This window comes from Arthrobacter sp. GCM10027362 (assembly GCF_042679445.1).
GTDB lineage: Bacteria > Actinomycetota > Actinomycetes > Actinomycetales > Micrococcaceae > Crystallibacter.
On record NZ_JBHTML010000115.1, the window covers coordinates 1 to 13284 of the forward strand.

Annotated in this window: 15 protein-coding genes; 10 read left to right on the forward strand and 5 right to left on the reverse strand. The window is 69.6% G+C overall.

What is annotated here, in order from left to right:
* Together ACFQ36_RS15120 and ACFQ36_RS15125 are read left to right on the forward strand one after the other, a co-directional pair.
* Nucleotides 1-796, forward strand: a 796-nt coding sequence (locus tag ACFQ36_RS15120; RefSeq protein WP_377014996.1) for an MFS transporter, incomplete at its 5' end; no start/stop codon positions are given.
* Nucleotides 793-2583 carry a DEAD/DEAH box helicase gene (locus tag ACFQ36_RS15125; protein WP_377014998.1) on the forward strand — a complete coding sequence of 597 codons (1791 nt, stop codon included), beginning with the start codon at nt 793-795 and terminating at the stop codon, nt 2581-2583. The genes ACFQ36_RS15120 and ACFQ36_RS15125, both read left to right, overlap by 4 nt.
* Nucleotides 2584-2778: 195 nt before the next feature.
* Here ACFQ36_RS15125 and ACFQ36_RS15130 read toward each other — a convergent pair whose 3' ends face one another.
* Both ACFQ36_RS15130 and ACFQ36_RS15135 read right to left on the reverse strand, forming a co-directional pair.
* Nucleotides 2779-3405, reverse strand: coding sequence for an isochorismatase family protein (locus ACFQ36_RS15130; RefSeq protein WP_377015000.1), 627 nt, complete (start codon nt 3403-3405; stop codon nt 2779-2781).
* Nucleotides 3402-4733, reverse strand: a complete 1332-nt coding sequence (locus ACFQ36_RS15135) for a nicotinate phosphoribosyltransferase (protein ID WP_377015002.1) — start codon at nt 4731-4733, stop codon at nt 3402-3404. Before ACFQ36_RS15135 ends, ACFQ36_RS15130 begins: the two co-directional genes overlap by 4 nt.
* A gap of 99 nt (nt 4734-4832) precedes the next feature.
* Between ACFQ36_RS15135 and clpS the strand changes: the two genes are divergently transcribed.
* From clpS to ACFQ36_RS15170, 7 genes are all read left to right on the forward strand, one after another.
* Nucleotides 4833-5195, forward strand: coding sequence for an ATP-dependent Clp protease adapter ClpS (gene clpS / locus ACFQ36_RS15140; RefSeq protein WP_377015004.1), 363 nt, complete (start codon nt 4833-4835; stop codon nt 5193-5195).
* Between the two features lie 20 nt (nt 5196-5215).
* Nucleotides 5216-5791 carry a DUF2017 domain-containing protein gene (locus ACFQ36_RS15145; protein ID WP_377015006.1) on the forward strand — a complete coding sequence of 192 codons (576 nt, stop codon included), beginning with the start codon at nt 5216-5218 and terminating at the stop codon, nt 5789-5791.
* A gap of 151 nt (nt 5792-5942) precedes the next feature.
* On the forward strand, nt 5943-6926 hold the full coding sequence (gene murI, locus ACFQ36_RS15150) for a glutamate racemase (protein WP_377015007.1): 984 nt from the start codon (nt 5943-5945) through the stop codon (nt 6924-6926).
* Nucleotides 6923-7717, forward strand: a complete 795-nt coding sequence (locus ACFQ36_RS15155; RefSeq protein WP_377015009.1) for an MBL fold metallo-hydrolase — start codon at nt 6923-6925, stop codon at nt 7715-7717. Before murI ends, ACFQ36_RS15155 begins: the two co-directional genes overlap by 4 nt.
* Nucleotides 7718-7814: 97 nt before the next feature.
* Nucleotides 7815-8627 (forward strand): ribonuclease PH, encoded by an 813-nt coding sequence (rph, locus tag ACFQ36_RS15160; RefSeq protein ID WP_377015011.1) that lies wholly within the window; start codon nt 7815-7817, stop codon nt 8625-8627.
* On the forward strand, nt 8617-9258 hold the full coding sequence (gene rdgB, locus ACFQ36_RS15165) for an RdgB/HAM1 family non-canonical purine NTP pyrophosphatase (RefSeq protein ID WP_377015013.1): 642 nt from the start codon (nt 8617-8619) through the stop codon (nt 9256-9258). Before rph ends, rdgB begins: the two co-directional genes overlap by 11 nt.
* Before the next feature lie 51 nt (nt 9259-9309).
* Nucleotides 9310-9993, forward strand: a complete 684-nt coding sequence (locus tag ACFQ36_RS15170; RefSeq protein ID WP_377015015.1) for a DedA family protein — start codon at nt 9310-9312, stop codon at nt 9991-9993.
* On the opposite strand, the gene ACFQ36_RS15175 is transcribed toward ACFQ36_RS15170, so the two are convergent.
* Entirely contained in the window at nt 9990-10589 is a 600-nt protein-coding gene (locus ACFQ36_RS15175) for an HAD family hydrolase (protein ID WP_377015017.1), read from the reverse strand. The two genes, ACFQ36_RS15170 and ACFQ36_RS15175, sit on opposite strands and share 4 nt — an antisense overlap.
* A gap of 76 nt (nt 10590-10665) precedes the next feature.
* Nucleotides 10666-12006, reverse strand: coding sequence for an NAD(P)/FAD-dependent oxidoreductase (locus tag ACFQ36_RS15180; protein ID WP_377015019.1), 1341 nt, complete (start codon nt 12004-12006; stop codon nt 10666-10668).
* Between the two features lie 73 nt (nt 12007-12079).
* On the opposite strand from ACFQ36_RS15180, the gene ACFQ36_RS15185 reads away from it, so the two are divergent.
* Nucleotides 12080-13078 (forward strand): exonuclease domain-containing protein, encoded by a 999-nt coding sequence (locus tag ACFQ36_RS15185; RefSeq protein WP_377015021.1) that lies wholly within the window; start codon nt 12080-12082, stop codon nt 13076-13078.
* A 22-nt stretch (nt 13079-13100) separates the two neighbouring features.
* Here the strand turns inward: ACFQ36_RS15185 and ACFQ36_RS15190 are convergent.
* On the reverse strand, nt 13101-13284 hold a 184-nt coding region (locus ACFQ36_RS15190; RefSeq protein ID WP_377015023.1), incomplete at its 5' end, for an ADP-ribosylglycohydrolase family protein.

Here is a 13284-nt window from a genome sequence, read left to right on the forward strand (position 1 = left end):
CCGGGCGCTGCGCGGGCTGGTGCTGGCCGGCGGGGTCTTCCTGGCCCAGTGGGCGGCCTATGAGGCGGTGGCGTCGTCCGGGGCCGCGGCTGCCTGGCTGTCAGTGCTGGCCGCGGCCGGAGCATTCGTGGCACTGTGGGCGCTCCCGGGGCTGATGCCCGCGGGCATCCTGCGGCTGCGGCGCGGGCTGCCCAGCGTCATCCTGACCCGCGGCGCCATCAATGTCGCGTTCTTCGGGGCGGAGGCCTTCATCCCGCTGATGCTGGTGGCCGCCCGCGGCTTGGAGCCGGCAACGGCGGGGCTGACGCTGGCCTCCGGCGCCCTGGGCTGGAGCCTCGGTTCGTTCCTCCAGGCCAAGGCCGGCCGCCGGCGGGACCGGCTGCTGGTCATCGGTTCCGGCCTGCTGGCCGCCTGCCTGGGCCTGATGCCGCTGGCCGGCGGCCCGCCGGTTCCGTTCTGGGTCCTGGTGGCGGTCTGGGGGCTTGCCGGGCTCGCCATGGGGCTGGCCTTCTCCACCGTCTCGGTGCTGGTGCTGGAGCTGTCCGCGCCGGCGGAACGCGGCCGGAATTCGTCCTCGCTGCAGCTGGCCGACCAGCTTGGCGGGGTGGTCGGCACCGCCGGTGCCGGCGGACTGTTCGCCCTGCTGCACCATCCGGGGAGTCCGGCGGACAGCGGCGTTTTCGCCGTGATCTGGCTTGTGCTGGCGGTTTTCGCCGCCGCGGGCCTGTACACTGGCTGGCGCAGTTCAACGCCCCAGCCCGAAGCTGCAACCAAGGAGGAGATCAGGAGCGCATGAGCAACGACACGCTCTTCGGCGCCGGACCGGCGCTGCCGCCTGCCTATCCGGAACGTGCCGCCTGGGGCACCGCCCCCAAGCTGCGCCAGTGGCAGGCGGAGGCGCTCCAGAAGTACTTCGAGATGGCCCCGCAGGACTTCCTGGCCGTGGCAACCCCGGGTGCGGGCAAGACGACCTTCGCCCTGCGGGTGGCCACCGAGTTGGTGGGCCGGGGCACGGTCAACCGGATCGTCGTCGTCGCCCCCACCGACCACCTCAAGCGCCAGTGGGCGGATGCGGCGGCCCGGGTGGGCCTGTCCATCGACCCGAACTTCAAGAATTCCGACGGCGCGCACGGCCGGGACTTCATCGGCGTCGCCGTCACCTATGCCCAGGTGGCCATGAAGCCGATGCTGCACCGGGCCAAGACCGAGGCGGCCCGGACCCTGGTGATCCTGGACGAGATCCACCACGGCGGCGACGCCCTCTCCTGGGGCGACGGCATCCGCGAGGCCTTCGACCCGGCCGTGCGCCGGCTGGCCCTGACCGGCACGCCGTTCCGCTCCGACACCGCGGCGATTCCCTTCGTCGAGTACGTCGAGGACAAGGACGGGATCAGGCGCTCCCGGGCCGACTACACCTACGGCTACGGCAACGCCCTGCGCGACCACGTGGTGCGCCCGGTCATCTTCATGGCCTATTCCGGGCAGATGCGCTGGCGCACCAGCGCCGGGGACGAAATGGCCGCCTCCCTCGGCGAGGCGGCGGTCACCAAGGACGTCACCGCCCAGGCCTGGCGGACGGCCCTGAACCCGCAGGGGCAGTGGATCCCGGCGGTGCTGGCCGCCGCGGACAAGCGCCTGACCGAGGTCCGCCGGGCCGTGCCGGACGCCGGCGGCCTGGTCATTGCCACGGACCACGACGATGCCCGGGCCTATGCGGGGCAGCTGAAGAAGATCACCGGCGAGTCCGCCACCGTGATCCTCTCCGACGACGCCGGGGCCTCGAAGAAGATCGAGGAGTTCTCGGCGGGGGATTCGCGCTGGATGGTGGCCGTGCGCATGGTCTCCGAAGGCGTGGACGTGCCGCGCCTGGCGGTGGGCGTGTATGCGACGTCGACGGCGACGCCGCTGTTCTTCGCCCAGGCCATCGGCCGCTTCGTGCGCGCCCGCAAGCGCGGGGAGACCGCCTCGGTCTTCCTGCCCTCGGTGCCGAACCTGATGGCCCTGGCCAGCCAGATGGAGGTCGAGCGTGACCACGCCCTGGACCGGCCGGACAAGGACAACGACGAGGGCTACATCCCCGAAGAGGCCCTGATGGAGGAGGCCAACCGCGAGGAGAAGGCCTCCGACTCGCTGACCAAGGGCAAGTACGAGGCGCTGGAATCGCAGGCAGCCTTCGACCGCGTGCTGTTCGACGGCGGCGAATTCGGTACCGGCGGCGAAATCGGTTCCGAAGACGAACTGGACTTCCTGGGCATTCCGGGCCTGCTGGACGCGGAGCAGGTGGGCGTGCTGTTGCGCCAGCGCCAGCAGGAACAGCAGTCCCGCAGGCGCGGGCAGGCGACAGCCCCTGCCGCCGCGGCGGAACCGGAGGCCCAGGTGGTGGACCACCGGCAGCTGACCGAGCTGCGCAACCAGCTGGCCAGGAACGTTTCGGCCTGGTCCGCCCGCTCCGGCATGCCGCACGGCGTTGTCCACTCCGAACTCAGGCGCATTTGCGGCGGGCCCGCGGTGGCCCAGGCCAACGAGGAGCAGCTGGCCAAGCGGCTGAAGAAGCTGCAGGACTGGTTCATCGGCCGCAAGTAGCAAAAATTGGCCAGCAGATGCTCCCTCCCCGCACAAGTTGGGCGGCAGCTGTCCTCAAGTAGCAGAAAATGGTCGGCGGCCGTGCACCCCGGGTGCGCGGCCGCCGACCACTTTTTGGAAAGGACGGCATCTTTTGCCCGGTCTTTCAAAAAGGCGGGCAGCTGCTGACCAATTTCGGGGAGGGGCGGGGGAGGGTCAGGCGGTGCGGATGATTTCTATGCCGTTGTCCTCGAATTCGGCCAGGGTCTCCTCGATCCGGTCCTTGTTGATGCCGGCGGTCAGCGGCAGGATCACCGAGGTGGTGTAGCCGGCCTGCGCCGCATCCAGGGCTGTGGCGCGCACGCAGTAGTCCGTGGCGAGCCCGGCGACCACCACCTCGTCCACCTCGTTCTGCTGCAGCCAGTCGTCCAAGCTGACCAGGTCGGCATCTTCGGCGTCCTCCGCCTCGTCGTTCCGCTCGCCGGTGGCCACCTCGTCCTCCGGCGCCAGCACGGCTTCGAAGCCGGAGTAGGCCGCTTCATAGGCCCCCTTGCGGAAGTACGCGTCGATCGGGTCCGTATCCAGGTCCGGGTGCAGCCGGGCCCCCTTGGTGCCGGCCACGCAGTGCTTCGGCCAGCTCTCCACGTAGTCCGGCTCCTCGGCGAAGTGGCTGCCGGGGTCGATGTGCCAGTCCTGGGTGGCCACGACGAAGTCGTAGCGCTCGGGCTGGTTCTCCAGGTGCTCGCTGATGTCCGCGGCGACCTGCGCGCCGCCGGCCACCGCCAGCGGGCCGCCCTCGCAGAAATCGTTCTGCACGTCCACAATGATCAAGGCCCGGGTCATGACTTCTCCTCGAATACGGTGGGGATGGCCGGTTCGCCGCGCTGCAGGCGGTAGACCGTCCGGGGCAGTTCGGCCATGGATGCGGCGTGGCGTTCAATGCCGCGGCGGACGCCCTCGGCGCCGGTCCAGCCGTCGAACAGTTCGCCGTTCTTGACGAACTGCTGCAGCAGCGGCCGGTCGTTGCCGTCGCCGGCGGGGCGGTGGCCCACGCCGAGGATTTCCGCCGTCGCCGTGCCGTCCTCGTCCAGCCGCCGCAGGGCGTACTTGCGTCCGCCCAGGGACACCTTGTCCTTGGACTTCTTGGCCACCGATTCCTGTACGCCCTGGCGGTTTTCGCGGCTGACCAATTTGTAGACCATGCCGGCGGCCGGTGCCCCGGAGCCGGTAACCAGTTCGGTGCCAACGCCGTAGGCATCCACCGGCGCCGCGGCCAGGGCCGCGATGGCATATTCCTCCAGGTCCGAGGTCACCGTGATGCGGGTGTTGTGGTTGCCCATATCGTCCAGCAGCTTGCGCACCCACTGCGCCTGGGCGATCAGGTCGCCCGAGTCCAGCCGTACCCCGCCGAGGGCGGGACCGGCCAGTTCCACGGCCGTACGCACGGCGGTTTCGACGTCGTAGGTATCCACCAGCAGCGTGGTGCCGGCGCCCAAGGAAGCCAGCTGCGCCTCGAAGGCGTCCCGTTCGCTGTCGTGCAGCATGGTGAATGAGTGGGCCGCGGTGCCTACCGTCTTCAGTCCGTAGCGGAAGCCCGCCTCCAGGTTCGAGGTGCTGTGGAAACCGGCGATGGCGGCCGCCCGGGCGGCGGCGACGGCGGATTCCTCGTGGGTGCGGCGCGAGCCCATCTCGATGCACGGGCGGCCGCCGGCGGCCCCGGTCATCCGGGAGGCGGCGGAGGCGATGGCGCTGTCATGGTTGAGCACGGAGAGCACGAATGTTTCCAGGATGCAGGCCTCGGCGAAGCTCCCCTCCACGATCAGGACGGGCGAGTACGGGAAGTACGCCTCGCCCTCGGCATAGCCGTAGATGTCTCCGCTGAAGCGGAAGTCTGCCAGGTACTCCACGGTCGCCTGGTTGACCACCTTGGTGCGAGAGAGGAATTCCAGCTGGTCGTCGGAAAAGGCGAAGTTCCGGATGCCCTCGAGGATCCGGCCGGTACCGGCCACGATGCCGTAGCGGCGGCCCTCCGGCAGCCGGCGGGCAAACGCCTCGAAGACCGAGCGCCGGTGCGCGGCACCGGAATGCAGGGCGGCCTGGAGCATGGTCAGTTCGTAGTGGTCGGTGTACAGGGAGGTGCCGGGATGGTCCCAGCCTGCGTCTGTGGTCACCTTTCAAACTCTAGTGTGCCGGTCGCCGTCCGAGTACCGTGCCGGGCGGTGCCGCGCCAGCGCCACCGCGGGAGCGCCCCAATCCCTAGAATGGAAACCATGAGTCTGACCATCCTGCCGGCCCGCGGTGCCGGGTCCGCTTCCGTGCCCGAGGCCGTATTGTCCACAGTGCTGGATGCGGACACCGAGACCGGCACCGGAACCGAGGCCGAGGCCACCGCCGCCACCGACGTGCCCTGGGTGGTCATCGTCTGGAACGATCCGGTGAACCTGATGAGCTATGTCAGCTACGTCTTCCAGAGCTACTTCGGCTACTCCGAGACCAAGGCCAACAAGCTCATGCTTGAGGTCCACCGGCTGGGCAAGTCGGTGGTCGCCAGCGGCAGCCGGGAGAAGGCCGAGCAGGACACCGTGGCCATGCATTCGTTCGGCCTGTGGGCCACGTACCAGAAGTCCGAATAGGAACGCCGGAAGGGACAGTGATGGCGAGGGCCTTCAAGAACACCCGCAAGGGCATCATCGGACACCTGGAACCGGGGGAGCGCGACCTGATCCGGCGCCTCTTCGAGGACATCATCGGCCTGCTCGAGCGCGGGAAGCCGGCCGGCGAGGATCCGCTGGCGGCACTGGTGGGGCTGGACCCGGATGCCGTCCGGCCGCAGGACAGCGCCGTGCTGCGGTTGCTGCCGGATGCGGTCCGTGACGACGACGCCGGGGCCTTGGAGTTCCGGCGGCTCACCGAACGCTCGCTGCGCGAAGACAAGCTGGCGGCGCTGCGTGCCAGCTCGCTGCTGCTGGAACGCAACCCGCTGCAGCTGAACGACGAGCAGGCCCGGCTCTTCGCCCGGGCGGTTAACGACGTGCGCCTGGTGCTCGCGGAGCGCCTGGAGATCAGGACGGACGAGGACGCACAGGCACTGCACGACATCGACGACTGGTCCCAGGCCGAGGACCTGGATACCTACCTGGCGCTGGTGTACAACTTCCTGACGTGGCTGCAGGAGGCGCTGATGCAGGCGCTGCTGGACGGGCTGGGGCGCGCCCGGGAGGCCCATTAGCGTGCCCGGGAGCACCCTGGAGTGGGGTGCGAGGGTCCCGCTGTGGCGGCGGAGCCGACACTGTGGGAGCACCCCAATCTCTGTGAGATGGCTAACATGTCCGGTGCAGAAGTTCGATGAACGGCGGAGCAGGACCTATCCTCAGTAGATTATGAGCCCGGATGCCAGTTGCCCATCTCCAGCCATCCACCCCGCCGCACCGATCGGCATCTTCGATTCCGGCGTCGGGGGCCTGACCGTTGCCCGGGCCGTGATCGACCAGCTGCCCAACGAGGCGGTCCTCTACGTGGGGGATACCGCCCACGGACCCTACGGCCCGCTGCCGATCGCGGAGGTCCGGGCCAATGCGCTCGGGGTGATGGACGAACTGGTGGATTCCGGCGTCAAGCTCCTGGTCATTGCATGCAACTCGGCCTCCGCCGCCGTGCTGCGCGATGCGCGCGAGCGCTATACTGCCCGCTACGGCATTCCGGTCATCGAAGTGATCCAGCCGGCGGTCCGCCGCGCCGTCGCCTCCACCCGTTCCGGGCGGGTGGGCGTGATCGGCACCTCGGCCACGGTGGGGTCGCGGGCTTACGAGGACACCTTCGCCGCCGCCCCGCACCTGCAGATCACCTCCGTGGCCTGCCCGCGCTTCGTCGAATATGTGGAAGCCGGGGTAACCGCCGGACAGGAGGTGCTTTCCACCGCCGAGGAATACCTGGCGCCGCTGAAGGCCGCCGGCGTGGACACCCTGGTGCTCGGCTGCACGCACTATCCGCTGCTGACCGGTGTGATCTCCTATGTGATGGGGGACGAGGTCACGCTGGTATCCAGCGCCGAGGAGACGGCCAAGGACGTCTACCGTGCGCTGCTGCGCCACGGGCTGCTGCGCGAGGAGCAGGCCGTGCCCCGGCACCACTTCGTCGCCACCGGCGACGCCACCCAGTTCGAGGTGCTGGCCCGGCGCTTTCTCGGCCCCGAGGTCAACGCCGTGGAGCACGTTGACCATGTCGCGGCGCAGTACCCCACCGGCAGCATGGCCCGGATCACCCCGGAAATGATCGCCGCGGCCCGGGCCGGTACGCACCGTCCCCGGCGCTCGAACTTCGTTGCCCCGCTCGCCGGCACGCAGGGCGGAGGGCCGCAGGCATGAACCTGACGATTGTCGGCTGCACCGGCTCCTTCCCCGGCCCGCTGTCTCCGGCCTCCTGCTACCTGGTTTCGGCCCACGACGGCGAACGGACCTGGCGGATCCTGCTGGACCTGGGCAACGGGGCGCTGGGCACCGCCCAGCGCTACCTGGGCCTGGAGGATATCGACGCCGTCTTCCTCAGCCACCTGCACCCGGACCACTTCATGGACCTGTGCGGCCTGCACGTGGCCGTGCGCTGGCACCCGGACGGATGGCCCAAAGGCCGGATCCCCGTGTGGGGGCCTGCCGGTACCGCCGACCGGATCGCCATTGCCTACGGGATGGATCCGGATCCGGGCATGCACACCGAGTTCGAATTCCACCACTGGACCGAGCGCGAAGTGGTCAAGTTCGGCCCGTTCAACATCACCCCCTACAGCGTGCGCCATCCGGTGGACGAGGCGTACGCGATGCGGGTGGAGGCCACCGAGCCGGGACCCGACGGCCCGGTGACGAGCGTGCTGACCTACTCCGGGGACACGGACAGCTGCCCGACCCTGGTCGAGGCGGCGCAGGGCGCAGACATGTTCCTCTGCGAGGCCGCCTACCACGAGGGCCGCGACGACGCGATCGAAGGCGTGCACCTGACCGGCAAGCGGGCCGGCGCCGCGGCCACCGAGGCCAGGGTGCGCCGGCTGCTGCTGACCCACCTGCCGGTCTGGAACGATTCGATCCGCACAGTCTCCGAGGCCCGGCAGACCTACTCGGGAGACCTCGCGGTCGCCGTCGCCGGGGTCAGCTACGTCATCTGAGGACCCCTTCCGATCGGCCGGCGGCATAACACCCGTTCGGCCGCCGGGAAGGTCGTTATCGGCAAGCCGACTGGGTGGGAGCCGATAAGCTGGAGGCATGACTCCAGTTGATCCCGGCAGTGTCCTGCCCAGTTCCACCGCACCTTCCGCAGGTTCCGGCGTCGTCCGGGCCGACGGGCGCACGCCGGGGCAGCTGCGGCCGATCAGCATCACCCGCGGCTGGTCCAACCAGGCCGAGGGCTCGGCGCTGATCGAATTCGGCAACACCCGCGTGCTGTGCACCGCCTCGGTCACCGAGGGCGTACCGCGCTGGCTCAAGGGCGAAGGCCGCGGCTGGGTCACCGCCGAGTATGCGATGCTCCCGCGCGCCACCAACACCCGTTCGGACCGCGAATCGGTCAAGGGCCGGATCGGCGGACGCACGCACGAGATCTCCCGCCTGATCGGCCGCTCGCTGCGCTCGGTGATCGACACCCGGGCGCTGGGCGAGAACACCATCGTGCTCGACTGCGACGTGCTGCAGGCCGACGGCGGCACCCGGACCGCAGCGATCACCGGCGCCTTCGTGGCGCTGGCCGATGCGCTGCGCTGGGCCAAGGACAACCGGTTGGTGGCCCGCGGCGCCAAGCCGCTGACCGGCACCGTGGCCGCTGTCAGCGTGGGCATCATCGACGGCGTGCCCATGCTGGACCTGCCCTACGTGGAGGACGTCCGGGCCGAAACGGACATGAACGTCGTCGTTACCGGCTCCGGCAAGTTCGTGGAGGTCCAGGGCACCGCCGAGGGAGCGCCCTTCGACCGCGACGAGCTCAACGCCCTGCTGGACCTGGCCCTGGCCGGCACCGCCCAGCTGGCCCAGATCCAGCGCGACACGCTCGCCGATACTGCCGCGGAGGTCATTGGTGGCTGAGCCGCGGCTGGTCCTGGCCACCCGCAACCCCGGCAAGCTCAGGGAACTGCGCGAGCTGCTGCGCGGCCAGGTGCCCGGCCTGGACGTGGATACCCAGGTTATCGACGCCGCCGCGGCCGGGGTGCCGGACGTGAAGGAAACCGGGGTGACCTTTGCGGAGAACTCGCTGCTGAAGGCGCGCGCGGTGGCCGAGGCCACCGGCCTGGTCGCGGTGGCGGACGACTCGGGGCTGGAGGTGGATGTGCTCGGCGGTGCGCCCGGAATCTTTTCCGCACGCTGGGCCGGTGCCCACGGCGACGACGCCGCGAACCTGCGGCTGCTGCTGGACCAGTTGGCGGACATCGGGCCGGACCACCGCCAGGCGGCCTTCGTCTGCGCGGCCAGCGTGGTGTCCGCCGGGACCAGCCAGGTGGTCGAGGGCAGGCTGGCCGGGACGCTGCTGACCGAGCCCCGCGGCGAGGGCGGATTCGGGTACGACCCCATCCTGCAGCCGGAGGGGCTGGACCGCAGCTGCGCTGAACTGTCGCCCGAGGAAAAGAACGCCATCAGCCACCGCGGGCAGGCCTTCCGCGCGCTGCTGCCGCATATCGTCAAGGCGCTGGAGGAGGCCGCAGGGCAGCAGCCCGGTTAGGAGGTGCCCGGGGCGTGGGGCAGAATTGTAGGCAATATGATCATGCACCTGATGTCCCTGACAGCTATTGACCGGGCCGCCGATGCGGCACAGACCCACGCCGCCGCGAACCTCTCCGGCGTCGCCCAATGGGCGGTGGACATCATGGAGGCCGTCGGCGCCCCCGGCGCCGGCCTGGCCATCGCGCTGGAAAACCTCTTTCCGCCGCTGCCGAGCGAGGTCATTCTGCCGCTGGCCGGCTTTACGGCCAGCCGCGGCACCTTCGGTTTGGCCGAGGCGCTGCTGTGGACCACGCTGGGTTCGGTACTGGGGGCCTTCGTGCTGTACGGGGTCGGGGCGCTGCTGGGCCGGGAGCGGATGCGGGCTATCGCCGCCAGGCTGCCGCTGGTGGACGTTGCGGACGTGGACCGGACCGAAGCCTGGTTCGGCCGGCACGGCGCCAAGGCCGTTTTCTTTGGGCGGATGGTCCCGGTGTTCCGGTCCCTGATTTCCATTCCCGCCGGCATCGAGCGCATGCCCATCTGGAAGTTCCTGCTGCTGACCACCGCGGGCAGCCTGATCTGGAACACCATCTTTGTGCTCTCCGGGTTCTACCTGGGGGAGAACTGGCACATCGTGGAGCGCTATGCGGATGTGTTCCAGAAGATCGTCATTGCCGTGGTGGCGGTGGCGGTGGTGGTCTGGGTACTGGCCAGGCTGGCCAGGCGGCGCAACAAGGACAAAACCGCCCTTTAGAGCCCCAGCTCGCGCTGCAGGTCGATGCCCGGGGTGTGGTGGATGGCGTTGATGCCCAGGGTCCGGGCCGCGCGGACGTTCTCGTGCTTGTCGTCGACGAAGGTCACGGCCGCCGGCGCCGTCGCCAAGGCATCCAGTACATGCCGGAAGACCCCGGGCTCGGGTTTGGTCAGCCCGATGCCGGAGCTGAAGAACAGCCGGGCAAAGTACTTGGTCCAGGCCGCACCGGCGAAGTCCTCCGCCATGGCGGCCGGCATGTTGGAGAGCACGGCCAGGCGGGACCCGCGGGAGTGGAGCAGTTCCAGCACGTCCAGGGTATCCAGGTTCAGGTGCGACCACTGGATGGCGTCGAGCGAGTCCATTTCGCTGGCCAGGCCGACGCCGACGTCCCGGCCGAGCACGCGTGACCAGTACTGCCGGGAGTCGAGCTTGCCCTGGTCATAGTCCAGCCGGTGCAGCCAGTAGCTGCTGCCGGGGTGCCGCAGCGGGATGCCGGCAGCTTCCTCCAAGGCCTCCCAGTCCTCGGGTTCCGGCGCGGTGGAAATGACCATCCCGTAGTCGAAGACGTACCATCCGGGCTGCTGCCGATCATTCATTGCTCCAGAGTACGGCCGCAGCACCGGACGCAATAGGGGCAGCAGGTAAATTGCCGGTGAAGACTGCCTGCCGCTGCTATTGGCCTTTGACGGCGCGCACGAACGCCTCGCGCGGGTCTTGGGCGGCACTGACCGAGGTGATGTCCCGTGCCGCGAACGCCCCGCTGGCCCAGGAGGTGAAGATTCGCCACTTGTTGTGCATGGTCGGCACCGCGGCTCCGTGGTAGAAGCGGTCCACGAACCATGCCAGCCGGCCCTTGAGTTCGACTCCCTTGACGACGGCGGCACCGCGGCCGACGCCGAAGCTCGCCACCGCGCCGAGCGACTTGTGCCGGTATTCGGCCGGCTCGCGGTGTTGCACCGCGGCGGCGATATTACCGGCCAGCAGCCTGGCCTGGCGCAGGGCGTTCTGCGCGTTCGGCGGGTACCAGGCGGGCTGGTTCTCCGCGGTCAGGTCCGGCACCTGGGCATTGTCCCCGGCCGCCCAGGCGCCGTCCACCACGGTGCCGTCCTCCTCGACCACCTGCAGCCTGGCATTGGCACTGACATGTCCCTTCGGCCCGCGCGGCACATTGGTCGCATCCAGCACGGGGTTCGGTTTCACGCCCGCCGTCCACACAATGGTGCCCGCCGGGAACGTCTCGCCGGTGCTGAGCACCACATTGCCGTCGGTGCAGGATTTCATGGTGGTGTTCAGGCGCACGTCCACGCCGCGCCGGCGCAGCTGCTCCAGCGTCCACTTCGACAGCCCGGGACCGATCTCCGGGGCCACCCGGTCCAAGGCTTCGATCAGGATCCAACGCAGGTCGGAACGCTGCAGGACCGGGTACTCGTCCACCGCCAGCTTGGCCAGGTCGAGCAGCTCCGAGAGCGCTTCCACTCCCGTGTAGCCGCCGCCGACGAAGACCACGGTCAGCGCCTTGGTCCGCTCCTCCGGATCCGAGGTGGCGGCGGCCAGGCCCACGTTGTCCAGCACCTTGTCGCGCACATACAGGGCCTCCTCCAGGGTCTTGAAACCCACTGCCTGCTCGGCCAGGCCCGGGGTCGGGAAGGTCCGTGTGATGGCGCCGAGCGCGAAGACCACATGGTCATAGGAGACCTGCCGCCGCTCGCCGCTGATCGAAGCCAGCGTGGCCGTCTTGGCCCGGCAGTCGAGGGACTCCATCGTGCCGCGGAACACGTCGGTGTATTTGAGCGCACGCCGAAGTTCCACCATCACGGTGCGCGGGTCGATCTCCCCGCCGGCCACCTCCGGCAGGAGCGGCTGGTAGGTCATGTAGGAGTTCGGCTCCACCAAGGTGATGTCCATGGAAACCTGGCCCAGGCGCTTCTCAAGGCCCCAGGCAGTGTAGAGGCCGGCGAAGCCTCCACCCAGGATGAGCACATGCGGTTTGGAGTTTGGCGACATGGTCCTCATCGTGCACCACCTTGTGCCGCGCGTCGAGACCCCCCTGCGGGCCCGGACCGTTCTGCTGACTTAAGATTGGTGGGTGGGAATTGAGTTCACGGCCATTGACTTCGAGACGGCAAACGGGTTCCGGGGCTCCGCCTGCTCCGTCGGCCTGAGCAAGGTCCGTGACGGCAAGATCGTGGCCGAGGCCTCCTGGCTGATGCGCCCGCCGGCAGGCTATGACCGCTTCGATCCCCGCAATGTGAAGATTCACGGCATTACCGCGGACATGGTCGCCGGCCGGCCCCGGTTCGGCCAGGTGTTCGCCGAGATGGCGGACTTTATCGGCCCGGACCTGCTCGTGGCCCACAACGCGGCCTTCGACCTGGGCGTGATCCGCTCGGCGCTGGAGGTCTCCGGGCTGGCCGGCCCGGCTTACGAGTATGCCTGCACGGTGATCCTGTCCCGGCGCAGCTACTCGCTGGTCTCCTATTCGCTGCCCTTCGTGGCCGAGGCCGCCGGCGTGCCGCTGCGGCACCACCACGACGCCGTCGAAGACGCCCGCGCCTGTGCCGGCATCATGATCGACATCGCGGCCAGGAACGGCGCCGGCAGCGTCGCCGACCTGCTCGCCGCCTTCGGCCTGCCGGCCTCCCGGATGGAGGCGTACGCGCCGGGCGTGGAGCCGCTGTCCAGGGCGACCTTGGCTGAACTGGACCGGCAGCAGGCCGGCACCGCCGGGGGCTGGAGCGGCTGGCCGACGGAAGGCAGCAACCCGCCGGCGAACCTCGACGCGGACCGGACGCACCCGCTGTACGGGCAGACGATCGTGTTCACCGGCAACCTGGGCATGCCGCGGCAGCAGGCAAAGAACCGTGCGGCGGAAGTGGGGGCCCAGCCGGCCAGCACGGTCACCCGGAAGACCACCGTGCTGGTGGTCGGGGACGGCTTTTCCGCGGCGGACCTGAAGAGCGGCCGGGTCACGGCCAAGGCGCGCAAGGTCCTGGAATTGCACAGCCGCGGCCAGCAGATCGAGGTACTCTCCGAGGGCGAGTTCCTGCAGATGGTCGGCGGCAGCTGGCCCGAAACCGGCGCCTGAGCCCGGTAGCCCGGCGGGCGGGTTACTCTGCCGGCCCCTGCGTCTGGGCCAGGAACCTCTGCGCCATCTCCCGGATCAGCTCAGGCGCCTCGGCGGTCTGCAGCCAGGCTTGGGGCAGGGCGGCTTCGCCGTAGAGCGCGCCGAGCAGCTGCCCGGCGATGCTGCCGGTGGAGGCGCCGCCGTGGCTGACGGCGGCGGCCAGGGCG

What these genes read in the sequence shown, in the direction of transcription:
- ACFQ36_RS15145 (WP_377015006.1), top strand. Translation starts at nt 5,216, where the DNA reads ATGGCGAGGGCCTTCAAGAACACCCGCAAGGGCATCATCGGACACCTG.
- rph (WP_377015011.1), top strand. Translation starts at nt 7,815, where the DNA reads ATGACTCCAGTTGATCCCGGCAGTGTCCTGCCCAGTTCCACCGCACCT.
- ACFQ36_RS15175 (WP_377015017.1), bottom strand. Translation starts at nt 10,589, where the DNA reads ATGAATGATCGGCAGCAGCCCGGATGGTACGTCTTCGACTACGGGATG.
- murI (WP_377015007.1), top strand. Translation starts at nt 5,943, where the DNA reads ATGAGCCCGGATGCCAGTTGCCCATCTCCAGCCATCCACCCCGCCGCA.
- clpS (WP_377015004.1), top strand. Translation starts at nt 4,833, where the DNA reads ATGAGTCTGACCATCCTGCCGGCCCGCGGTGCCGGGTCCGCTTCCGTG.
- ACFQ36_RS15170 (WP_377015015.1), top strand. Translation starts at nt 9,310, where the DNA reads ATGTCCCTGACAGCTATTGACCGGGCCGCCGATGCGGCACAGACCCAC.
- ACFQ36_RS15155 (WP_377015009.1), top strand. Translation starts at nt 6,923, where the DNA reads ATGAACCTGACGATTGTCGGCTGCACCGGCTCCTTCCCCGGCCCGCTG.
- ACFQ36_RS15125 (WP_377014998.1), top strand. Translation starts at nt 793, where the DNA reads ATGAGCAACGACACGCTCTTCGGCGCCGGACCGGCGCTGCCGCCTGCC.
- ACFQ36_RS15180 (WP_377015019.1), bottom strand. Translation starts at nt 12,006, where the DNA reads ATGAGGACCATGTCGCCAAACTCCAAACCGCATGTGCTCATCCTGGGT.
- ACFQ36_RS15130 (WP_377015000.1), bottom strand. Translation starts at nt 3,405, where the DNA reads ATGACCCGGGCCTTGATCATTGTGGACGTGCAGAACGATTTCTGCGAG.